Origin of the sequence: Haloarchaeobius iranensis (assembly GCF_900103505.1) — an archaeon.
Lineage (GTDB): Archaea > Halobacteriota > Halobacteria > Halobacteriales > Natrialbaceae > Haloarchaeobius > Haloarchaeobius iranensis.
Map to the genome: position 1 here is coordinate 1 of NZ_FNIA01000018.1, position 20,035 is coordinate 20,035.

The 20,035-nt window shown below is 67.3% G+C and carries 23 protein-coding genes and 2 pseudogenes; 17 read left to right on the plus strand and 8 right to left on the minus strand.

Going from position 1 to position 20,035, the window contains the following annotated elements:
- Together BLT27_RS14130 and BLT27_RS14135 are read left to right on the plus strand one after the other, a co-directional pair.
- A pseudogene (locus tag BLT27_RS14130) lies at positions 1–323 on the plus strand (IS6 family transposase); the annotation flags it as partial.
- A gap of 76 nt (positions 324–399) precedes the next feature.
- Entirely contained in the window at positions 400–1,251 is an 852-nt protein-coding gene (locus BLT27_RS14135; RefSeq protein ID WP_089735005.1) for a cytochrome B, read from the plus strand.
- 28 nt (positions 1,252–1,279) lie between these two features.
- Here the strand turns inward: BLT27_RS14135 and BLT27_RS14140 are convergent, their stop codons facing one another.
- On the minus strand, positions 1,280–1,672 hold the full coding sequence (locus tag BLT27_RS14140) for an OsmC family protein (RefSeq protein WP_089735007.1): 393 nt from the start codon (positions 1,670–1,672) through the stop codon (positions 1,280–1,282).
- A 189-nt stretch (positions 1,673–1,861) separates the two neighbouring features.
- Between BLT27_RS14140 and BLT27_RS14145 the strand changes: the two genes are divergently transcribed.
- Entirely contained in the window at positions 1,862–2,554 is a 693-nt protein-coding gene (locus BLT27_RS14145; protein ID WP_175526472.1) for a mechanosensitive ion channel family protein, read from the plus strand.
- Positions 2,555–2,641: 87 nt separating this feature from the next.
- Positions 2,642–3,694 carry an ATP-binding protein gene (locus BLT27_RS14150; protein WP_089735011.1) on the plus strand — a complete coding sequence of 351 codons (1,053 nt, stop codon included), beginning with the start codon at positions 2,642–2,644 and terminating at the stop codon, positions 3,692–3,694.
- 59 nt (positions 3,695–3,753) lie between these two features.
- Here BLT27_RS14150 and BLT27_RS14155 read toward each other — a convergent pair whose 3' ends face one another.
- The gene (locus BLT27_RS14155) at positions 3,754–4,491 is read right to left on the minus strand and encodes a metal-dependent hydrolase (RefSeq protein ID WP_089735012.1); all 738 of its coding nucleotides are present in this window, start codon (positions 4,489–4,491) and stop codon (positions 3,754–3,756) included.
- A 134-nt stretch (positions 4,492–4,625) separates the two neighbouring features.
- On the opposite strand from BLT27_RS14155, the gene BLT27_RS14160 reads away from it, so the two are divergent.
- Positions 4,626–4,889, plus strand: a complete 264-nt coding sequence (locus BLT27_RS14160) for a hypothetical protein (RefSeq protein WP_089735014.1) — start codon at positions 4,626–4,628, stop codon at positions 4,887–4,889.
- Between the two features lie 34 nt (positions 4,890–4,923).
- On the opposite strand, the gene BLT27_RS14165 is transcribed toward BLT27_RS14160, so the two are convergent.
- On the minus strand, positions 4,924–5,124 hold the full coding sequence (locus BLT27_RS14165; RefSeq protein ID WP_089735016.1) for a DUF7835 family putative zinc beta-ribbon protein: 201 nt from the start codon (positions 5,122–5,124) through the stop codon (positions 4,924–4,926).
- A gap of 150 nt (positions 5,125–5,274) precedes the next feature.
- Here BLT27_RS14165 and BLT27_RS14170 point away from each other — a divergent pair, with 150 nt between their 5' ends.
- The 7 genes from BLT27_RS14170 to BLT27_RS14200 all read left to right on the plus strand — a co-directional run bounded on the left by BLT27_RS14170 (position 5,275) and on the right by BLT27_RS14200 (position 12,755).
- Positions 5,275–5,622 carry a winged helix-turn-helix domain-containing protein gene (locus BLT27_RS14170; protein WP_089735019.1) on the plus strand — a complete coding sequence of 116 codons (348 nt, stop codon included), beginning with the start codon at positions 5,275–5,277 and terminating at the stop codon, positions 5,620–5,622.
- An 87-nt stretch (positions 5,623–5,709) separates the two neighbouring features.
- Positions 5,710–5,970 carry a DUF7521 family protein gene (locus BLT27_RS14175; protein WP_089735021.1) on the plus strand — a complete coding sequence of 87 codons (261 nt, stop codon included), beginning with the start codon at positions 5,710–5,712 and terminating at the stop codon, positions 5,968–5,970.
- A gap of 47 nt (positions 5,971–6,017) precedes the next feature.
- A complete protein-coding gene (locus BLT27_RS14180) occupies positions 6,018–8,162 on the plus strand; it encodes a DHH family phosphoesterase (RefSeq protein WP_089735023.1) in 2,145 nt (714 codons plus the stop codon).
- A 206-nt stretch (positions 8,163–8,368) separates the two neighbouring features.
- Positions 8,369–9,604 (plus strand): alanyl-tRNA editing protein, encoded by a 1,236-nt coding sequence (locus BLT27_RS14185; protein WP_089735025.1) that lies wholly within the window; start codon positions 8,369–8,371, stop codon positions 9,602–9,604.
- A 222-nt stretch (positions 9,605–9,826) separates the two neighbouring features.
- Positions 9,827–10,618 carry a helix-turn-helix transcriptional regulator gene (locus BLT27_RS14190; RefSeq protein ID WP_089735026.1) on the plus strand — a complete coding sequence of 264 codons (792 nt, stop codon included), beginning with the start codon at positions 9,827–9,829 and terminating at the stop codon, positions 10,616–10,618.
- Positions 10,619–10,695: 77 nt separating this feature from the next.
- Positions 10,696–11,838: an acyl-CoA dehydrogenase family protein gene (locus tag BLT27_RS14195; RefSeq protein WP_089735028.1), complete on the plus strand. Its 1,143-nt coding sequence runs from the start codon at positions 10,696–10,698 to the stop codon at positions 11,836–11,838.
- A 74-nt stretch (positions 11,839–11,912) separates the two neighbouring features.
- The gene (locus BLT27_RS14200) at positions 11,913–12,755 is read left to right on the plus strand and encodes a hypothetical protein (RefSeq protein ID WP_089735030.1); all 843 of its coding nucleotides are present in this window, start codon (positions 11,913–11,915) and stop codon (positions 12,753–12,755) included.
- A gap of 131 nt (positions 12,756–12,886) precedes the next feature.
- Here BLT27_RS14200 and cysE read toward each other — a convergent pair.
- Positions 12,887–13,390, minus strand: a pseudogene (cysE, locus tag BLT27_RS14205) (serine O-acetyltransferase); the annotation flags it as partial.
- 259 nt (positions 13,391–13,649) lie between these two features.
- On the opposite strand from cysE, the gene BLT27_RS14210 reads away from it, so the two are divergent.
- The 3 genes from BLT27_RS14210 (at position 13,650) to BLT27_RS14220 (ending at position 14,781) form a co-directional block, all read left to right on the plus strand.
- Entirely contained in the window at positions 13,650–13,871 is a 222-nt protein-coding gene (locus BLT27_RS14210; protein ID WP_089735034.1) for a hypothetical protein, read from the plus strand.
- Positions 13,871–14,218: a hypothetical protein gene (locus BLT27_RS14215; protein ID WP_089735036.1), complete on the plus strand. Its 348-nt coding sequence runs from the start codon at positions 13,871–13,873 to the stop codon at positions 14,216–14,218. The genes BLT27_RS14210 and BLT27_RS14215 overlap by 1 nt, the downstream gene beginning before the upstream one ends.
- A gap of 242 nt (positions 14,219–14,460) precedes the next feature.
- Entirely contained in the window at positions 14,461–14,781 is a 321-nt protein-coding gene (locus tag BLT27_RS14220) for a ribbon-helix-helix protein (RefSeq protein WP_089735038.1), read from the plus strand.
- An 18-nt stretch (positions 14,782–14,799) separates the two neighbouring features.
- Here the strand turns inward: BLT27_RS14220 and BLT27_RS14225 are convergent, their stop codons facing one another.
- Complete coding sequence (locus BLT27_RS14225; protein ID WP_089735040.1) at positions 14,800–16,170, minus strand: aminotransferase class III-fold pyridoxal phosphate-dependent enzyme; 1,371 nt, start codon at positions 16,168–16,170, stop codon at positions 14,800–14,802.
- 67 nt (positions 16,171–16,237) lie between these two features.
- The gene (locus BLT27_RS14230) at positions 16,238–17,539 is read right to left on the minus strand and encodes an MgtC/SapB family protein (protein WP_089735042.1); all 1,302 of its coding nucleotides are present in this window, start codon (positions 17,537–17,539) and stop codon (positions 16,238–16,240) included.
- Between the two features lie 107 nt (positions 17,540–17,646).
- On the opposite strand from BLT27_RS14230, the gene BLT27_RS14235 reads away from it, so the two are divergent.
- On the plus strand, positions 17,647–17,826 hold the full coding sequence (locus tag BLT27_RS14235; RefSeq protein WP_089735044.1) for a hypothetical protein: 180 nt from the start codon (positions 17,647–17,649) through the stop codon (positions 17,824–17,826).
- A 27-nt stretch (positions 17,827–17,853) separates the two neighbouring features.
- Here the strand turns inward: BLT27_RS14235 and BLT27_RS14240 are convergent, their stop codons facing one another.
- The gene (locus tag BLT27_RS14240) at positions 17,854–18,126 is read right to left on the minus strand and encodes a PadR family transcriptional regulator (RefSeq protein WP_089735046.1); all 273 of its coding nucleotides are present in this window, start codon (positions 18,124–18,126) and stop codon (positions 17,854–17,856) included.
- A 226-nt stretch (positions 18,127–18,352) separates the two neighbouring features.
- Here BLT27_RS14240 and BLT27_RS14245 point away from each other — a divergent pair, with 226 nt between their 5' ends.
- On the plus strand, positions 18,353–18,643 hold the full coding sequence (locus BLT27_RS14245; protein ID WP_089735048.1) for an amphi-Trp domain-containing protein: 291 nt from the start codon (positions 18,353–18,355) through the stop codon (positions 18,641–18,643).
- 306 nt (positions 18,644–18,949) lie between these two features.
- On the opposite strand, the gene tbsP is transcribed toward BLT27_RS14245, so the two are convergent.
- A complete protein-coding gene (tbsP, locus tag BLT27_RS14250; protein WP_089735050.1) occupies positions 18,950–19,768 on the minus strand; it encodes a transcriptional regulator TbsP in 819 nt (272 codons plus the stop codon).
- Positions 19,769–20,035: the final 267 nt, after the last annotated feature.

The following is a 20,035-nucleotide window of genomic DNA, read 5'->3' on the forward strand; positions in this document are numbered from 1 at the left end:
CCAACGAATTACTGCATACAAAGCTTGAACCGACACGGACGAACGTGCTCGCGCACGCGTTCTTCTCGGAGTTACGCGAGAAACACGACGTCGATGACGCCGTGTTTCTCGTCGACGGTGCGACGCCGCTGAAAGACGCTTGCAACCGTCACGGGCTCGATTTCCGCTACGAGAAACACGGAAATCGCAACAGCGTCGAACGTGTCTTTCGAGAGGTAAAACGCAGAACTAACGCTTTCTCGAACTGTTTCAGTCACGCCGAAGCTGAAACTGCTGACGAGTGGCTCAAATCATTCGCCTTCGCATGGAATCAGCTAATCTGAACGCGACCGTTCACACCCGTTGGGAACGACCACCCCCGGATATGCTCCTCGGCCGGTGTAGCGTCGAGTGGTCCCCATGGATTCCGACAAGTACCCGACGGAGAGCGACAGACGACGGTTCGTCAAGGGCGTCGCGGGCGGGGCTGCGATGGCCGCCATCAGCACCGCCGCCGGTGCCGCCATCGAGGGCACGACGACCGGGATCGGCACGGGCGGCGGGACGGTCACCTACCGCGCGGCGAAGAACACCGACGGCCCTGCGCCCCGTGGCCTCCCACAGATACCGCTCGAACTCGACGACGAGGGCTACCTGAAGGGCGTCTGGCCCGAGTCCGAGGAGCGCGAACTCGAGGACGGCAGCACCATCACCGTCGCCGAGATGGAGCTCGGCGGGGTGACCTACTCCACCCAGTGGTTCCAGTACTGCGGCTGCCAGACCTTCCAGAACGTCCAGCCCGACGGCGACTACGACAACTACATGCGCTACAGCGCGAACACACGCCTCGGCTGGCAGAGCGACCAGACCAGCATCGGCGAGCGCGTCCACGTCGACCACTTCGAGGACTACGCGGAGTGGGGCAACGGCATCGGCGATGACGGCTACGGCAAGCCCGCGAACTGCACCTGGCGCTCGGAGGACGTCGACAGCGAGGAGACGCTCCCTATCCAGGTCATCCGCAGTGCGCGCGTCGAGCGAGCCGCGGAGGAGGACGAGTGGCTCGCCGCGAGCACGGTCGACGGCTTCATCGCCTTCCTGAACAAGTGCACGCACTTCTGCTGTATCCCGGGGTTCAAGGACAGCGCCGACGCCCCGAAGTTCGGTGCCGCGAACAAGAGCTACTGCGGCTGTCATCAGTCCGTCTACGACCCGTTCGAGGTCGTCGAACGGTCGTTCACGGCCCTCCCGCGGCCCAACGACGACGGCTGAGCCGGGCGGCGACAGCTCGACGCCGGCCTCAGAACGCGTCGCCTTCGATGTCGACCTCGGCCTCGAGCTCCGGCTTCACCGCGTCGCCGACCTTGCAGAGCTCGTGGGCACGCTCGGCGATGGCGTCGCCCTTGTCGCCGATGTCGCCGGCGACCTTCACGTCGAAGTGGACCGACGCGAGCTTGTCGTCGTCGTTGAGTTCGCCGGTCGTGTCGATCTCGATGTGGCCGAGGTCGCCGGCCTGCCGCTGCTCCGCACCGACGCGGAGCGCGGGGACGTAGCAGGAGGCGTAGGCGGCGAGCAGCGCCTCGAGTGTGTCGGGCGCAGCCTCGCCGGTCGCGTCGACGGTCGTCTCGAAGTCGCGGATCGTGTTCTCGGTGCTGTAGCCCTCCTCTGAGACGCTGTGGACTTCTTTGGACATTGCGTTCGTTGTGACGCCCGGCAGCGCCTTCATACTTGTTCTTGCGGGTGGCGCGACTCTGTCTCAGGCGAATCGTGTACGAAAACTTTACTTACAGGACCGGAGACAGACTGAACGAGCCATGACAGCTCAAAGCAAGATACGGATAGGGGACGGTCGGAACGCTACGACGACGGTGGGGTGGTCGGCGTGATTCCGCTCCAGGACAACTTCGATATCACGCCGACGCCGCTCATCCGGTGGCTGGACGAGGTGTTCTCCAGGGTCGTCACCGACTTCCAGGGCATCGCGCCGAACCTGCTGTACGCCCTCATCTACCTGGTCGCCGGGTTCCTCGTCGCGAAGTTCGTCTCGGGCACCGTCGTGAAGGTGACGCGGCGGATGGGGCTGGACGAGATGGCCGAGGACTCGCCCGTCGGGGAGTTCCTCCCCGGACGCGACCCGAGCCAGCTGCTCGGCCAGTTCGCGACCCTGTACATCTACCTGCTCGTCGGGCTGCTGGTGATGCAGGAACTGGGCGTCGGCCGCCTCGCGGCCGCGTTCAACGGCGCGGTCGAGTTCCTCCCCACGGCTATCATCGCGGCCGTCGTGGTGGCGCTCGGCTTCTGGCTCGCGGACCTCGTCGAGGAACGCATGAGCGACTCCGAGCTCGGTGACGGGCAGGTCGGCGCGCTGTTCGGGGCCGCCGTCCAGGTGTTCGTCTACCTCATCGCCATCGCGGTCGGCTTCGGGGCGCTCGCGTCCTCGACGGGTGCCGGCGGCATCGCGTTCCCCATCATCCAGGCGTTCGCGCTCGGCTTCGCCATCGCGCTCGGCCTCGCCGTCGGCTGGGTGAGCAAGGACCACCTCGCCGGTGCTGTCGAGGGCGACACGGACGAGTAACGGCCCGGCCACCGCGGCCGGACTCCCTCGCAGGACCCGGTCGGACGGACGGAACGGTTATTCCGCTTCGTACAGAATACGGGTCTCATGACAGACGGTTCTCTGGAATCCTCGGGCCTCGTCCTCGAGACGCTGGTCGAGAACCTGCCCGAGGGCGTGCTCGTCGAGGACGCCTCCAGGGAGATACTGCTGGTCAACGACCGGCTCTGTGAACTTCTCGAACTCTCTCGTGGGCCACGCGAACTGCTCGGAAGCGACTGCGCGGCGGCCGGGGAGCGGATCTCGGACCGGTTCGCCGAACCGGAGCAGTTCGTCCCGCGACTCGCGGAACTGCTCGACGCGCGCGAGCCGGTCCACGGCGAGGAGCTGGGCCTCGCGGACGGGCGGACGGTCGAACGGAGCTACATCCCCTACGACACCCCGACGGGCGAGGCGAACATCTGGGTGTACCGGGACGTGACAGAGCGGACCACCCGCGAAGCCGAGCTCGAGCGGCAGAACGAACGCCTCGCGGAGTTCGCCTCCGTGGTCTCGCACGACCTCAGGAATCCGCTCAGCGTCGCGAAGACGAGCCTGCAGCTCGCCCGCGACGACCCGGCGGGCGACCACCTCGACGAGATCGAACGCAGCCTCGACCGCATGGACCGACTCACGACGCAGCTCCTCACGCTCGCTCGCGAAGGTGAGCGGAGCGAGGAACTGGAGCCGACACCGCTGTCGACGCTCGTCGAGCAGTCCTGGAGCAACGTCGAGACCGGTGGCGCGACCATCGAGAACGACACCTCGGGCATCGTCCTGGCCGACTGGAGCCGGCTCGGACAGCTGTTCGAGAACCTGTTCCGGAACGCGGTGGAACACGGCTCACCGGCCGACGAGTCGGACGCCATCGAGGACCTCACCGTCTCCGTCGAGTCCGCGGCGGACGCGATAGTCGTCGAGGACGACGGTGAGGGCCTGCCGGAGCCGAACATCGAGCCCGAGCGGCTGTTCGAGACCGGCTTCTCGACGGAGCCGGACGGCACCGGGCTCGGACTCGGTATCGTCCAGGAGATCGTCACGGCACACGGCTGGGAGATCACCCTCGAGGCCCCGGAGAACGGCCTCCGGTTCGAGATCGTCGGCGTCGAGTTCGCGGAGTAGGTGCCCAGCTCCGGCCACCGCCGGAGTTCGGGTCGGGTCGAGGACGAGTCGTTCGCGGCTCAGTCGAGCAGGTTCTCGCTGAGGGTCCAGCTCTCGTCGCCCTCGAGGACGACGACCTCGGCGTCGCTACCCGTCCCGCGCACCTCGCGGGCGAAGTCGTCGGGGTCCTGCTCGATGGGCGGGAACGTGTCGTAGTGGATGGGCAGCGCGTAGTCGACGTCGAGCCAGTCGACGGCGATGGCGGCCTGCCACGGACCCATGGTGAAGTGGTCGCCGATGGGTACCGCGGCGACGTCCGGTTCGAGGTACGGCGCGATGACGTCGCGCATCTCGGTCATGAGCCCGGTGTCGCCCGCGTGATAGAACGTCTCGGACTCCTCGTCTGCGACCTGCGTGGGCTTCGTGTTGGAGACGACGAAACCGGCCGGCATCCCGCCGGAGGTGCCGTAGCCGGTCTCCATCCCGTTGGTGTGGTCGGCCCGGTGCATGGTGACGTAGGCGTCACCGCACTCGACCGTCCCGCCGACGTTCATGCCCATCCCGCCGACGGCCTCGTAGTCGCCGAACTCGTCCCGGCAGTACTCCACGACCTCCGGCGTCGCCACGAGCGTCGTCCCCTCGTACCGGTCCACGTCGCCGATGTGGTCGGCGTGGCCGTGCGTGAGCAGGACGTAGTCCGGGTCCAGCTCCTCGGGGTCGGTGCCGGTCTTCGGGTTGTCGAAGAAGGGGTCGATGAGCAGTTCTGTCTCGCCGACTGTCACACCGAACGTCGAGTGTCCGAACCAGGTGAGTTCCATACGCCCAGGGGTTCGTCCGGTAGCCACTTCAAGGTACGCGGACCGTCGTCGGAAACCGACCGCAGGGGCAGGGACTTGCCGCCGGGCGTGCCCGACCACCCACGACTATGGTCCGGTGTGGAGAACGGGTGGCTATGCTCGCACTCGAACTCGACGAGTTCATGGTCGAACTGAAAGACGGCAGCATCAAGAACGTTGGCCCGACGAACAAGTCGGCCTCGGCGAAGCTGTTCGACGTCGAGTCGGCCGACGTCCGGGAGTTCGGCGACAAGCGTCTCAAGTTCGTCTTCGAGGACGACTCCGGGAACGAGGTACAGGTGTCCCTGTTCCCCGAGGAAGCAGAGAAGATGGCAGCAGAGGTGGAGTCGCTGGCGGCCGACTCCCATGTGTTCGAGTGACCGCCACGGCTCCGGTGTGGGATGACCGACCGGCTCAGGCGTTGTTCATCCGCTGGCTGGAACGGTCGCCGCAGGTCTGGCACTCCTTGACGCGGTACGGCTCGCGGGAGAACTGGGCGTTCTCCTGCTTGCTGCTCTCCGTGATGATCTGGACGGACACCTTGTGGAGCGTCTCCGTGCCGCAGTGGTCACAGTGTTCGGTCAACCCATCTATTGAGTCGTCAGTCGTTGCCATATATGGGGATTGTCCGCTATCCATATAACGACCAGTTAGCGTTTTCATCCGATGTAATAACCGGGTTATCGAGACAGTTTATCGTCGCGACTCGGTAACTGAACCTCTTCGGACACAAACCTTTTAGTCACCAACCGGTCACGTAAACTCGTGGACGACGAGCGGCCAATCGAAGAGATACTCGATACAATCGGGGACGAGACCGCGCGAGAGGTCCTCGCAGCCGTGAGTGAGGAACCACGGTCGGCGAAAGAGGTAGCGGAGTTCTGTGACCTCTCGCTCCCGACGGTGTATCGTCGCATCGAGATGCTCAAAGAACACGAGCTGATCACGTCAGAGACGCTCGTGGCCCGTGACGGGAACCACTACGACGCGTTCAAATCGAACTTCGACGCGACTGTCATTCGGCTCAAAGAAGATGAGTACGACATCCGTATCTACCGGAAGGAGAACCTGCCGGACCGCTTCTCCAGTCTCTGGGACGAGCTCGGTCGGTGAGCCATCACGTCGGGACCGCCAGCCACGGCCGCCAGCGGGGGGTGAGCGCTGGTGGTCGAGGTAAGCGCGATAGCGGACGTGCTCCTGATGGGACTGCGCCTCGTGCTGTTCGCGCTGGCGCTCGGACTGACGTTCATCAGCTTCCAGGCGTACAACCAGAAGGGCGGCAAGCGACTCGAGTCGGCGTTCATCGGCTTCGCGTTCATCAGCATGGGCGTCGCGCTGACGACGATCAGCACACAGATCACCCGAGAGGCCACCGCCGAGACCGCGACGTACTTCCAGGTCGCGGAGACGATACCGTTCATCGTCGGGTTCAGCATGCTGTACCTCTCGCTCTATCGCTGACACAGATTCGACAACCGTTTTAGGCCGGGTCTACTCTACTCGGTCAAATGGGTAACTGTATCATCTGTGGTGCCTCCGTCGACGGGCACATCTGTTCGAGCCACGAGGAAGACGTCGTCTTCACCTTCGAAGGCAACCGAGCCAACCAGCTGAAGCCCGGCCGCTACTACGAGGGGTCGGTCGACGGGTTCGCCGAGTTCGGCGTGTTCGTCGACATCGGGACCTCCGTCACGGGCCTGCTGCACCGAAGCGAACTGGACCGCCGACTCGACAGTCTCGACTGGGACGCCGGCGACTCGGTCTACGTCCAGGTGACCGACATCCGCGACAACGGCAACGTCGACCTGGGCTGGTCCATCCGCCAGCGCGAGTCCGACTTCCGCGGCAAGCTCGTCCAGACACCGGAGGGCGACGAAATGCCCGACGAGCCCGACGAGGAGGCGGCCGAGCCGGTCGCCGCGGGCGGGAACGCCGCCGCGAAGCAGAAGGTCCGCACGCCCGACGCTGACGACGCGGCCCCCGCGACGACCGAGTCCGACACGACCGAGGAGGCCTCCTCCGAAGGCGAGGCCGAAGGCAGCGACGAGACCGCCGAGGCAGTCGACGAGTCCGAAGCGACCGACGTGGCCGACGACGAACCGAGCGCCGCGGCCGAGACCGACGACACCGAGGAGCACTCCGAGCTCGCACGCAGCACGGTCGATAGCGTCACCGACCTCGTCGGCCAGGTCGTCCGCATCGAGGGCGAGATCATCAGCGTCCGACAGACCTCCGGCCCGACCGTCTTCGAGGTCCGCGACGAGACGGGCGTCGTCGAGGTCGCCGCCTTCGAGGAGGCCGGCGTGCGCGCCTACCCCGACGTGGAGGTCGACGACGTCGTCCGCCTCGAGGGCGAGGTCGAGCGCCACCACGACGAGGTCCAGATCGAGACCGAGGTCCTGAGCACGCTCGAGGATGAGGACGCCGCCACCGTGGCCGACCGCATGGACGCCGCGCTGGACGAGCAGGCCGACCCCGGCAGCGTCGACCTGCTCGCCGACCACGACGCCGTCGCCGCCGTCGCCGACGAGATCCGCGACGTGGCGACCGAGATCCGTCGCGCCGTCATCCAGGGCCGCCCGGTCGTCGTCCGCCACACCGCGACCGCCGACGGCTACGTGGCCGGTGCCGCCATCGAGCGCGCCGTCCTCCCGCTCGTCGCGGCGGAGCACGAGCGCCAGGACGCCCAGTACCACTTCTGCGAGCGCCGCCCGCTCGACGACACCGTCTACGGCATGGACGCCGCCACCGACGACGTGACGAACATGCTCGACGCCCGCGAGCGCCACGGCGAGCAGCTCCCGCTCGTGCTCCTCGTCGACCTCGGCAGCACGCTCGAGTCCCGCGAGGGCTACGAGCTGCTCGACGTCTACGGCGCCGAGTGCCTCGTCGTCGACTCGGGCTACCCCGACGAGACGGTCGTCGACGACCTCGACGGCATCGTCGACCCACACCTCGCGGGCGACGACGTCACCGACGTGACGACGAGTGCGCTCGCGGCCAACGTCGCCGCCCACGTCAACGACGAGGTGCGCGACGACCTCGCACACCTGCCCGCCGTCAGCTACTGGCAGGACACGCCCGAGGCCTACACCGACCTCGCCAGCGAGGCCGGCTTCGCCGAGGACGATACCGACGAGCTCCGCGAGGCTGTCGGCCTCGAAGCGTTCTACCAGTCCTACAAGGACAAGCGCGAGCTCATCACCGACATCCTGTTCGAGGAGGCCGACGGACTCGCGGGCCACGTCAGCGAGCAGTTCCGTACCAAGCTCGACCGCGAGCTCCAGACCGCCCGGCGCAACCTCTCGACGCGCTCGGCCGACGGTGTCGAGTTCGCCATCCTCGACGCGGACGCGTTCAGCAACCGGTTCGACTTCCCGCCGACCGAGCTGCTCCTCGACGCGCTCCACCGGTCCGAGGCCACCGAAACCGACGACGACCTCGTCACACTCGGCCTCGACGAGGACGAGCTCCACGTCCGGAGCACCTCGCCCATCGACGTCCGCACCGTCGGCGACGAGGTCGCTGCACAGGTCGACGGCGGCGGCGTCAGCGTCGTCGGCGGTCGCGACGGCCACGTCGAGTTCCTGGCCGGCGAGCGCGACGCCGTGCTGAACGCCGCGGTCGCCGAGATAGCGAACTCCTTCGCCTGAAGGCGGCGCTGCGTCTCGGGTCGACGTTCCTCCCTGTGCCCGTCTCAGCCAGTGACGACACTGCCAGCGACTCGCCGTGCCTGTACCGGGCGCAGTTCGCCCGGTCAGACCGACCGCACGTCACCGGAGGACGTTCGTCAGGGGACTCACACGAGACCCCGGAACGGCGGCACGTTTTTCTCGTCCGCACGTCTTGCAGTCGCGTAATGACGGGACAACTCGCGGCGAGCCAGCCGTACACGACACGCTTCGAGACCACTGTCGCGGGCGTCGACGGCCGCGAGGTCCGGCTGGAGACCAGCTACTTCTACGCCGAGAGCGGTGGGCAGCCGAGCGACCGCGGCACCGTGGGCGACGTGCCGGTGGTCGACGTCCAGGTCGAGGGCGGCGAGCACGTCCACACGCTGGCCGAGGAGCCGAGGTTCCGCGAGGGCTCGTCGGTGGTCTGTGAGGTGGACCGGGCGTTCCGGCTGTACTGCATGCGGGCCCACACCGCGAGCCACGTGCTGTACGGCGCGGCGCGACGGGTCTGTGACGACCTCGGCTACGGCGGCTTCGGCATCGACGAGGAGAAGGTCCGCGTCGACCTGACGACGTCCAGCGAGGTGACCGACGAGACGCTGGTCGAACTGGAGCGACTGACGAACCAGGCGGTGTGGGAGTCCCGCGAGGTCGGCTGGAAGTCGGTGCCGCTCGCGGAGCTCCGCGAGGACGAGTTCGTCGCGTTCAACACGAAGACCGAGGAGGGCGTGTTCGAGGGCGCCGACGAGGTGCGCGTCGTGACGGTCGGTGAGGGCGACGTGGTGCCGGGCGAATCGACCGACGGCCCGTGGGACGTGGCGGCCTGCGGCGGAACCCACGTCAGGAACACCCGGGAGATCGGGCCGGTGAGCCTGCTCTCGCGCTCGAACCCCGGCCAGGGGATGACGCGGGTCGAGTTCGCGGTCGGCGACCGCGGCATCGAACACCGTGCCGCGGAGAAGCGGGCCGTGCTCGACACCGGTCGGGTGCTCGACGCCGCACCGACGGACCTCGCCGACGCGGCGGCGCGGCTCTCCGGGCAGGTCGAGGAGCTGGAGGAGTCGCTCGCGTCCGCTCGCAGGGAGCTCGTCGCGTCGGCGCTGTCGGCGGCGGACCCGGTCGAGCGCGATGGCGCGACCTGGCTGGTCGCGACCGTCGAGGACGTCGAAGCGAACGACTGCCGAGAACCACTTCGGGCGTCAGCGGGGCGGGATGCGGATGTCGTGGTGGCGGTCGGCGAGTCCGGAGGCACGTTCGTCGCGGTCGCGGCCGGGCCGGACCACGACGCGTCGGCCGTGGTGGAGGCGGTTACGGCCGACTACGGCGGAGGTGGTGGTGGCAGCGGGTCGTTCGCACAGGGCGGCGGCATCGACGCATCGCCAGCGAGGGTGGCCGAGGGGCTCGGCAGCGAGGGCAGCTGAACCCCCGGTTCGGCCACGAGTGTAGACGGCGTACGACGAGGGGACGTACGCCGGAAGGACCGACAGACAGCAGTGGAAAGTACCGAACCATGCTGTCTAAAGGTTATCATTCCGGCCTGAACGAAAGAGCCGACGACTGCCGGAACGTTCCGACGTACTCGGAAAGTTTGATAATACAGCCGAGAAGAAAACACATATGCCCGCCGCGTCGTCACGTCCCGTATGGTCGGACCGACCGAGCGTGTCGAGTTCGTCTGTGGCTCGCGCTCCCGTCAGGAGGTGCTCCTCTCCCTCGCCAGCGAGCCACGCGAGCGGCAGGCGGTCGTCGCATCGACCACCGCGAGCGAATCGGCGGTGTACGACGCGATAAGCCGGCTCTCTGACCGCGGCTTCTGCTACGAACGCGACGACGGCTACTGGGCGCTCACGGGGACGGGACGGGCCGTCGCGGACCTGCTCGGCCGTGTGGGCACCGTCGAGTCCGTCGTCGACGGCACCCGGCCCTACTTCGACGAGCACGACCTCGGCGTCCTCCCGGACGCGGACCGCCAGGAACTCCACCGGCTCGCCGGCTGTGAGGTCGTGGAGTCGCCAGAGACGGACCCGTTCCGTGCGGCTCGACGGGTGCGGACCGCCATCGCGGACGCCGACCACGTCTCGATCCTCGCGCCGGTGTACGACGACCGGTTCGCCGACGCCCTGCTCGAGGGCGACCCCGACTCCGCGCGGCTGGTGATCGACCCCGAGATACTGGAGCTCACGCCCGAGGACGACGCGAACGCCGACGAGCCGCCGCCGTTCACGGAGCTGGTCGACATCCGCGTCGCCGAGGTCCAGTTCGCGATGACCGTCACCGAGTCCGGCGTCTTCCTCTCGCTCCCGACGCTCGACGGCACCTACGACCCACAGACCGAACTCGTCAGGGAGTCCGACGCGGCCGCCGACTGGGGGGCGACGCTGTTCGCACGAATCTGGGAGCGGGCGACGCCCGTCGAGGCGCTCGTCGAGGACTGAGCCGGTCCCCGGTCGGGGTCGACGTCCCCGCCGCGAGAATGGGGCAACTTTTTCCACTCGCTCCCGAAGGCAGTGGTATGAATCTGAGTTCGGAGCAGGCCGCCGTCCGCGACGTGGTGCGCGAGTTCGCGGCCGAGGAGCTACGGCCGGTGGCCCGGGAGTGCGACGCAGAGCAGACCTTCCCCGAGGACGTCTGGGATGGGCTGGCGGAGCTGGACCTGACCGGGCTGACCGTTCCCGAGGAGTACGGCGGCTACGACGCCGACCCCGTAACGTACGCCATCATCAACGAGGAGCTCGCCCACGGGATGCTCGCAGTGGCGACCGCGCTGTCGGTCCACGGGCTCGCGACCTCCTGCATCGACGAGTTCGGCACCCAGGACGTGCGCGACGAGTGGCTCCCCGAGATGGTCGACGGCCGCCCCGTCGGCGCGTTCGCCCTCTCGGAGCCCGAGGCCGGCTCGAACCCCGCCGAGATGTCCACCGTCGCCGAGCACGAGGGCGACGAGTTCGTCCTGAACGGGAAGAAGCAGTGGATCACGAACGGCCGCCGCGCCGGCGTCTACGTCGTCTTCGCGAAGACCGACCGCGACGACCCCGGCTCCATCACCCAGTTCCTCGTCCCCGCGGACACCGACGGCGTCAGCGTCGGGAAGAAGGAGGACAAGCTCGGCCTCCGGGCGTCGGACACGACGACGCTCATCTTCGAGGACGCACGCATCCCGGCCAAGTACCAGCTCACCGAGGAGGGCCGCGGGCTCTCCGCCGCGTTCCAGATTCTGACGGGCGGGCGCATCGCCATCGGCGCACAGTCCGTCGGGCTCGCCCAGGCCGCCCTCGACGCCGCCGTCGAGTACGCCCAGCAGCGCGAGCAGTTCGAGCAGCCCATCGCGGACTTCCAGGCCATCCGGCACAAGCTGGCGGAGATGCAGACGAAGGTCACCGCCGGTCGCCTGCTCACCCGCGAGGCCGCCCAGAAGAAGGCCGCCGGCGCGGGCATGGAGACCGCGTTCCTCGCGAGCCAGGCGAAGTACTTCGCCAGCGAGGCCGCGATGGACGTGGCCAACGAGGCCGTCCAGATACACGGCGGCTACGGCTACACCACCGACTTCCCCGTCGAACGCTTCTACCGCGACGCGAAGATCCTCACCATCTACGAGGGCACCACCGAGATACAGAAGAAGATCATCGCGCGGCACCTGCTCGGCGACGACGCCTGAGGCGTTCCGACGCGCCAGTCGTTTCCCGCACGCGACCCCTGAAATTATTATCGTCGCTCCCGTTGGCCTCACCGATGGCCACCGGCAGGACCGACCCGGACCGGAACGGCACCGGCGGGTCCGACGGACGGGACGACGAGCAGACCGACCAGCGACCCACGAGCGTCTCGCCGGCGGCGCTCACCTGTCGGCTCCGGTCCGCCGTCGGGGAGACCGAAGCGGTTACTCTCCGGGTCCAGCCGACCGAGGACGGGTCCGAGGTCGAGCGTGTGCTGCACGCCGACGAGGCGCTGACGACGACCGCCGAGCTCGACCACCACGTCACGCTGGCCTGTGCCCGCGTCCTCGTCACCGAACTGCCCGGCTCCGCGTCCGACGTCCGACTCGTCCGGCCGACGTTCCGGACCTGCGCGGCCGACGACGCCGTCGCGCACGAGGCGACGTTCCGCCGCGACGGCGACAGCTTCGTCCGCGAGGGGCGCCGGGGACCGCCGACACCGCCCGCGTCAGCCCCCTCGTACACCCTGGAGCGGCTCCGCGGGAACGGCCTCTTCGCCGGCCTCGTCGTCCCCTTCCTCGCCGGGGTCACACGGCGGCTGTTCGGCCTCCGCGAGCGATTCGGCGACGGCGACGTGACCGTCACGCGCGACGAGCTCGTCGTCCGGTTCGACGCCACCGCGGGTGCACAGCAACACGGCGACATCCGGGTCGAAAACGGCGCGCTGTGTGTCTGGCTGCTCGGCGAAACCGACCGCGGAGACGGTGTCGAGCGGAGCGAACGCGTCGCTCGCATCGTGCCACCCTTCCCGATAACGGCCGACGGGGCGACGGCCGAGCGAACCGCCGATGGCGTCGTCGTCGCCCTGCCACGCTGTGGCCGCGGTGACTCCGCCGACGGCTCGGTCCTGCTCGACTAGTCGTCGGCCTCGACCTCGGTCCCGTCAGCGGGTGACGGCTCCGCCGGGGAGTCGTCGTCGACGGTCCCGACTTCGCCGGTTTCGGCGTCCTCCGCTCCGTCGTCGCTCACGTCCTCCGACTCACCGCCGGCGACGTGGACCGCCGGAACACCGGCCCAGGTCTCGCCCGCCGGGACGTCCTTCGTCAACACCGAGCCGGCCCCGACCCGCGCGTCGTCCCCGACGCGGATGTCTCCCAGCAGGGTCGCGTTCGCACCGACGACGACGCCGTCGCCCAGCGTCGGGTGCCGTTTCTCGGGGTCGGGCGAGTTCCCGCCGAGGGTGACGCCGTGGTACATGTGCACGTCGTCGCCGACCTCGGCCGTCTCGCCGATGACGACGCCCATCCCGTGGTCGATGACGACCCGGCGACCCAGCTCCGCCCCGGGGTGGATCTCGACGCCGGTCATGAACCGGACGAACTGCGAGAGCAGCCGCGCCGTCAGATGGAAGCCTCCCTCCCAGAGCCGGTGGATGGCGACGTGCGCCCAGACGGCGTGCAGGCCCGCGTAGCAGGTCAGCACCTCGACGCTGCTCTTCGCTGCAGGGTCGCGCTCCAGCACCGCCGCCACGTCCTCGCGGAGTCGGGCCAGCATCAGCGTCCCACCCCGCGGTCACGCGCACCCGACGAGGGACAGCAACACGCCGTGCTCGACCGGTGGTGGTCGACGGCGATACGGTCGGGTACAGATGTGACCGACATACACATTCGTGGGAGCGGAGCGGCAAAAAGGGGTACGGTTCCGCGACCGGGACGCACAGCCGCCGTCGCGGGTGGTCGCTCGAGGACGTCCCCCTGACCCGCGGTTGCGGGCTGGTGCTTATCCGCCTCCGACGCGAACAGTACCACGAGGTATGAGCACAGACAACACAGAGTCGACGGCGGAGATCTCCGAGACCACCACCTGGCCGGAGTTAGGCATCGCACTGTACGAGCGACTGACCGGGAGAGGCGCGACTATCGAGTACGTCTTCGAGGAGATGGAGGTCGCGGTGCCGAGCAAGGCAGGCGAAGACGCAGAGCACGCACACTGGAAGGTCGACGGCACGGTCAGCATCAGGACACACGAGGACTGATGACGACCGCGGTCGAACCGCTGTCGGTCGACGCCTCGCTCGACGTGACGGTCGACGGCAGCCGGTGTGCGGTCTGGAACGAGTCCGACCTGCTCGTCGTCAACGCGCCGACGCTGTCGGCGGCCCGGAGCCTCGTCTCTGGAGTGGACGCGCTCCCGCTGCCACGGCGACGCCTGACGGGGGCGCTCTCGGCCACCGACCTCACAGTGGAGGTCCGTGTCAGACACACACCTGTCGCACGGGCTGGGGCCGGCGTGACGCCGTCCAGGCTCGCAGCGGCGGCCGGCTACGAAGCCGACGTGTCGCTGCGAGGACTCGCCGTCGCCGCCTGGCGGGGGCTGCTGTAGTCGCTCCCGCCGACGACGTGGCCCAGTGCGCTTGCTGTCGGCGAGATTTCCCGCGGGTTGCCACTCGTCCGGAGTTGCGGTGACACCCCGAGCACGAGTCGTCCCCACGCCGCGAGGTCACTCCGCCCGGTGTCCTACCGGCCCGCCCGGGTTCGGTCACCACCCCCAGCGACCCCACCGACGCTCGGGGGCACGACACCGACACGAAACGCGCTTCAGTCACGAACGACTACGGACGTGGCATGAGTGGACTCGACGACCTGCAAGCCGACGTGACCGAAGCCTACGAGGATATCGACGGCGAGCTCGACCTCGACCGCGAGACCACGAACGAGCTGGCGATGCTCGCCGCCGGCCTCGGCACCGACACCGACCAGCTGGTCGAGCGCGCGGTGCACCTGCTGTTCCAGACCACCGTCGACTCGGGAAAGCTGGACTTCCACCTGCGCTCGGCGTACGACGTGACCTACGACGAGTACCTCTCCGGTATGACCTACGAGGAGATGACCGGCGGGAGCTTCCCACAGCCGGAGACGAACGACGACCGTCGCTACCAGTTCTGACGCGAGTCGCGGCCCGTCTCAGTACGCGTCGCTGGAGTCCGCCGTGGCGACGGCCGCGTCGCGCTCTGCGGCCTCGGCGGCCTCGATGAACAGGTTCGCACCGAGCTCTATCTCGCGCTCGGTGACGTCGAGCGGCGGGAGCAGGCGCAGGCTCTTGTAGCCGCAGCCGAGCGTGAGCAGGCCACGGTGGAGGGCCTCCTTGACCACCGCTTCGCGGCGGTCCTTGCTGTCGAACTCGACGGCGAACATCAGACCGCGGCCACGGATGTCGACGATAGAGTCGAGATCGGCGTCGGCGATGGTCTCCCAGAGCTGACGACCGCGCACCTGGGCGTTCTCGAGGAGGTCGTACTCGTCGATGGCGTCCATCGTGACGACGCCCTGTGCCGCCGAGAGGATGTCACCGGCACCCCACGTCGAGGAGAGGCGACCCTTCTCGTCGGGGAAGACGTCGGAACGCGAGACCGTCGCACCGACACGCAGGCCCTTCGCGGACGTGATAACGTCGGGCGTGAGGTCGAGGTGGTCGACGCCCCACATCTCGCCGGTGCGGCCCAGCCCCGCCTGTATCTCGTCGGCGATGACGTAGATGCCGTGCTCCTTGCGGATGTCGGCGATATCGCGGATGAAGCCGTCGTGGGGGACGCGGTAGCCACCCTCGCCCTGGACGGGTTCGAGGATGATGTACGCGACCTCGTCGGGGTCGACGTTGCCGGCCGCGTGGAGCTTGTCGGCGAGGACGTTCCCGCCGTGGCCGTCCGTACACCAGCGCTGCTGGTACTCCTCCTCGGTCGAGATGTAGGGCACGGAGACGACGCCCGGCACCTCCGGGTAGCCCTTGCGGTGGACCGTCTTCGAGCGGTTGAGCGAGAGCGCCCCGAGCGTGCGGCCGTGGAACGCACCCTCGAAGGTGAACGCGCGGTGGCCACGCTGGTTGTAGCAGATCTTGATGGCGTTCTCGACGGCCTCGGCACCGGAGTTCGAGAGGAACACGCGGTCCATGTCGTAGTGGTCCGTCGCGTCGACGAGCCGGTCCATCAGCTGCGTCGGCGTCGGAATGTCGGGGTCCTCCGGCGGCCAGCCACCGCTGGCGTAGAAGTCCTGGCCGGCGATCTTCACCGGGTCGATCAGTTCGAGCTCCGAGAGCGGTTCCATCACCTTCGGGTTGTTGTACCCGAGCGGCGCGGCGGCGACGTGGCTCGTGAAGTCGAGCAGGACGTTGCCGTCGACGTCGGTACAGAACGGGCCCTCCGACTCCTCGGTGATATCCCAGACGAAGTCGTAGACGTAGGTGCTCGGTGCAGAGAACTGCTGGTGGTACTTCACCCACTGTTTCGCCTTCTCCCCGGGCATCTCTCGTACCCGTGGCTCGGCCGTTTCTCTGTCCATATCCACGCTATGGGGACCGCTCGTTTAATACATTCGTTTAGTTCCACACAACATTTGCGCGGGGCCGTCACACGAACAGGATGGCGAGAGCGCCGGCACCGCCGGCGACGACGAGCACCCCGCTGAGGACGGCGACTCGACGAGCGAACTGTCGGTTCGGGCTCGCGGCGGTGAGCCCCGCCTTGACCAGCACCGACGACGCCGTCGCGAGCAGCACCGAGATGACCGTCGTCGAGGTGCTGAGGGTCCCGCCGCGGTGCAGCAGCACTGCGGAGGTGGTCGCGCCGGCGCTCGACACCAGTCCGGAGGCGGCGGCCGTCGCGATGAACCCCTCCTGGCCGAACCGGGCCTCGGCGACCGCACCGACCACGAGGACGGCGAGGAACATCGCGCCGAAGCCGAGCGCGTACCGGAGCGAGAACGGGCTCTCCAGTTCCATCTCGACGCTGTCGCGCCAGTCGGCCGACCACGCCGCGACCCCGAACGAGGCCAGCACGAGCAACACGAGCGGCACCGCCGTCGGGACCAGAACGTCGGTCGAGACCGAGAACGCGACGACGATGAAGAGGTTCCGGAGTGCCATCGCTGCGTCCGCGAGCAGGATGGCGGCGACCGCGTACGCGACGGCGTTCTCCTGCTGGCGGACGTGGTCCATCATCGAGCCGACGACCGCCGTCGACGAGGCCAGCCCGCCGAAGAAGCCAGTGACCGCGATACCGCGGCTCCCGTAGGTCATCACGACCGCGTAGTTGACGATACCGATGGCCGCGACCGTCACGACCATCAGCCAGACGACACGCGGCTCTATCGTGATTCCCTCGACGCCCAGTGGCTCGTACGCGTAGGTCCGTTCGCCGGTCGGCAACAGCGGGTAGACCACGAACGCCAGGATTGCGAACTCGGCACCCGAGCGCACCTCCTCACGAGAGAGGTTGTCGGCGAACGAGTGCAGCTCCCGCTTCAGCACGAGCAGCATCGAGGAGAGCACTGCGACGGTGACCCCTTCGAGGACGAAGCCGACGACGACGAGCGCGCCGACCCCGTAGGTCACGAGCATCGACATCGAGGTGGTCAGCGCCAGCCCGCTCTCCCCGCCCTCCATCAGCCCGCGGACCGCCAGCAACACGCCCTGGGCGACGACGAGGACGCCACCGACGACGTGCAGCAGACCTCCCCACTGCGTCTCCATGGCCAGCAGCGTGAACACGCCGCCCGCGACCGCGATGAGGGAGAACGTCCGGACCCCGGCCGACTTCTGTGACCACTCGCGTTCGAGCCCGAGGAACATCCCGAGCGCTCCAGCGAGGATCAGCTGGATGACCGAACCGTCCAGCGAGAGGCTCGCGGAGCCCTGGAGTAGGATGTTCACCCCACATCATACCCCGCTCCCATGTAAAAAACCTGTCCTCGGCAGGGGGTGGTCGCACGGGTGATACTTCGCTCCCGGTCGGCTGGGACAGCGTCTTCCTCGGACCGATGCCGCTGGTGCGGTCGGTCCACTTCGCACGGCTGGTGCTGCCGGAGCTACTCGACGCGGAACGAGTCCAGCCGTACGCGGTCGACCCATCGCGCTTCGAGACGGCGACGGAGGCGTCCGCGGAGACTGGAACAGAAGATGTGCCCGGTGGCTCCCCTGTCGGTGGGAGTGACGGGTGAGTGCCTGGTCACCCGTCGTTGTGCCCGTTACTCGACGTACTGCGACTCCCAGTCGTCGCGTGCGCTGATCTCCCTGCGCCCACGGCGGGTCAACGTGTAGAAGTTGGTCCGGCGGTCCCGTTGTCCCTTCTCCACGAGGCCCTTGTCGACGAGTGTGTCGAGGTTCGGGTAGAGGCGACCATGGTGGATCTCCTTCTCGTAGTAGTTCTCGAGCTCTTCTTTGATCGCGAGTCCGTGTGGTTCGTCTTTCCCGGCGATTACATACAGTAAATCGCGCTGGAATCCTGTCAGGTCGTGCATTGGGGGAACGTCGCTCGCGATTTATTGTCGGTTATTATTAAGTATGTCGGCCTACCCATGCATATTCAATGTCTGACCGCGGATATTGCCTTATTTATCCTGTTTCTTGTAGCTACAGGAACTCACCGATAGTGACTGCTCGCGGCGGAACAGGCAAAAACATACGGAATCTGTCTATGTCGTCTGAGTTGGGACACTTATAGTCCCTCGGCGCGTACCGGGTGGTATGCCAGAAGAAGTGCTGTTCAAGACTGAGGCGATACGGACCCGAAGCGACGTCGCAGACTACCTGCGGACCGTCGCCGACAAACTCGACGGCGGCGACTCGCTCACACTGACCGCCGGCAACGACTCGGTCACGCTCGACCCCCCGGAGCGGGTCGAGTTCGAGGTCAAAGCCGAGCGCGAGACGAGCACGGGGGCAAGCGAGGGCGAACTCAGCATCGAGTTCGAGCTCGAGTGGGACGAACGGCAGTCCGGCAGCGCCGGCGACACCGGCGACCTCGCTATCGAGTAATCGACGGGGCTGTGGCTCGGCGACGGTCTTTCTCGTCGTTCACGACGGAGGTGCTCCTCAGCGTTTTGTGTCCGAAACAGGAAAGCAGACCACGCGGGAATAGTGGGCCCGCGTGGTCGCTTGCCGCCCTGAATTGGTCCCCGCTGACGCTTCGGCCCTCCAAGCGAAGCGTCACCTGAAACAATCGGTGCCAGACTCTTAAAGGTACCGCAAACGGCCAGTCTGGTGCCCTCTCGCGGAGGACAGAAACCCCGCCGACGGCGTCGGCACTGGTCGGGTCGTGTGACCGAAGAACGAGGGAGGTGCTCAGTTGAGGATGGACTGTGCGACCGTCGCGAGCTGGCCGTTGTCGGCGCTCCGCAGGCGGTCGTCGCCGATCTTCAGGCGGAGGCGCGGACGACCGACGTCGATGGGGACCTTCTCGGTGTCGATGAGGCCCATGTCCTCGAGCTTCGTCTTCGTGCGGGAGAACGTCGCCTTGCTCGCGATGCCCACGTCCTCGCCCCACTTGCTGATGTCGTACAGGAGCGCCTCGTTCTTCGCGGCCACGAGCAGTGAAATCGTGACCTCGTCGAGGCCCTCACCGTCACCGCGGGCGGTCTCGAGCGAGTCGAGGATGTTCGTGAAGTCCGCCTCGGCCTCGGGGCTGATGTCGGACTCCAGCGACTCGCGGACACGCGAAATCGGCGGGGTTCGGAGCTTGAACGCCGCTGCCTCCTCCCACGCCGCCGTGTAGGCGTCGTAGGCGGTCGAGACGAACTCGTCGTCCGCTGTCGTCAGCCCACCGACGCGGTTGCCCGCGGTGACGAGCGCGACGACGCTGTCCTCGGTGACCAGCAGCGAGTTCTCCGGGGTCTCCTCGACCGTCCGGAGCTCGAGCGAGTCGCGGTCGACGAGGTCGGCCGCGTTCGACGCCACGATGAAGTCGTCCATGACGTCCTTCAGGGTGCGTTCGTCGGCGAGCATGTGCACCGTCGGAAGCTCGCCCTCGAAGCGAGTCGCGACGCGGACGAACTCCTCGATCGCGTCGGCCGACGGGTTCACCACGAACACGTCGCCCGTGGTATCCTCCAGCACGGTCTGGAGGATATCGTCAATCTGTCTGTCGAGTAAATTCGAACTCATGCCTATGCACAACAAAACGCCCCCGCGCTACTTAATTTTATTGGCCATCGTGGCCTCAAATCTTGGCAATCTGCTCTTGATTCCGAGCCAATGTAATCGAGAGGAAGATTGTGAGTTCCTCACGTGGGTTATTATAACATATTTCGCCGAAATGCTTTCGTTTCAAAAATCGACGGCTGTGGCCACGGCTTCAGCTTCGAGGGCAGCTATCGTGCTTCGCTTCGCTGGCCGAACCGACGATCGATCCGAGCGGAGCCCCGCTCCACA

Coding starts and splice junctions, on each gene's coding strand:
- BLT27_RS14135 (WP_089735005.1), top strand. CDS start 400: ATGGATTCCGACAAGTACCCGACGGAGAGCGACAGACGACGGTTCGTC.
- BLT27_RS14140 (WP_089735007.1), bottom strand. CDS start 1,672: ATGTCCAAAGAAGTCCACAGCGTCTCAGAGGAGGGCTACAGCACCGAG.
- BLT27_RS14150 (WP_089735011.1), top strand. CDS start 2,642: ATGACAGACGGTTCTCTGGAATCCTCGGGCCTCGTCCTCGAGACGCTG.
- BLT27_RS14155 (WP_089735012.1), bottom strand. CDS start 4,491: ATGGAACTCACCTGGTTCGGACACTCGACGTTCGGTGTGACAGTCGGC.
- BLT27_RS14160 (WP_089735014.1), top strand. CDS start 4,626: ATGCTCGCACTCGAACTCGACGAGTTCATGGTCGAACTGAAAGACGGC.
- BLT27_RS14165 (WP_089735016.1), bottom strand. CDS start 5,124: ATGGCAACGACTGACGACTCAATAGATGGGTTGACCGAACACTGTGAC.
- BLT27_RS14175 (WP_089735021.1), top strand. CDS start 5,710: ATGGGACTGCGCCTCGTGCTGTTCGCGCTGGCGCTCGGACTGACGTTC.
- BLT27_RS14180 (WP_089735023.1), top strand. CDS start 6,018: ATGGGTAACTGTATCATCTGTGGTGCCTCCGTCGACGGGCACATCTGT.
- BLT27_RS14185 (WP_089735025.1), top strand. CDS start 8,369: ATGACGGGACAACTCGCGGCGAGCCAGCCGTACACGACACGCTTCGAG.
- BLT27_RS14190 (WP_089735026.1), top strand. CDS start 9,827: ATGGTCGGACCGACCGAGCGTGTCGAGTTCGTCTGTGGCTCGCGCTCC.
- BLT27_RS14195 (WP_089735028.1), top strand. CDS start 10,696: ATGAATCTGAGTTCGGAGCAGGCCGCCGTCCGCGACGTGGTGCGCGAG.
- BLT27_RS14200 (WP_089735030.1), top strand. CDS start 11,913: ATGGCCACCGGCAGGACCGACCCGGACCGGAACGGCACCGGCGGGTCC.
- BLT27_RS14210 (WP_089735034.1), top strand. CDS start 13,650: ATGAGCACAGACAACACAGAGTCGACGGCGGAGATCTCCGAGACCACC.
- BLT27_RS14215 (WP_089735036.1), top strand. CDS start 13,871: ATGACGACCGCGGTCGAACCGCTGTCGGTCGACGCCTCGCTCGACGTG.
- BLT27_RS14220 (WP_089735038.1), top strand. CDS start 14,461: ATGAGTGGACTCGACGACCTGCAAGCCGACGTGACCGAAGCCTACGAG.
- BLT27_RS14225 (WP_089735040.1), bottom strand. CDS start 16,170: ATGGACAGAGAAACGGCCGAGCCACGGGTACGAGAGATGCCCGGGGAG.
- BLT27_RS14235 (WP_089735044.1), top strand. CDS start 17,647: ATGCCGCTGGTGCGGTCGGTCCACTTCGCACGGCTGGTGCTGCCGGAG.
- BLT27_RS14240 (WP_089735046.1), bottom strand. CDS start 18,126: ATGCACGACCTGACAGGATTCCAGCGCGATTTACTGTATGTAATCGCC.
- BLT27_RS14245 (WP_089735048.1), top strand. CDS start 18,353: ATGCCAGAAGAAGTGCTGTTCAAGACTGAGGCGATACGGACCCGAAGC.
- tbsP (WP_089735050.1), bottom strand. CDS start 19,768: ATGAGTTCGAATTTACTCGACAGACAGATTGACGATATCCTCCAGACC.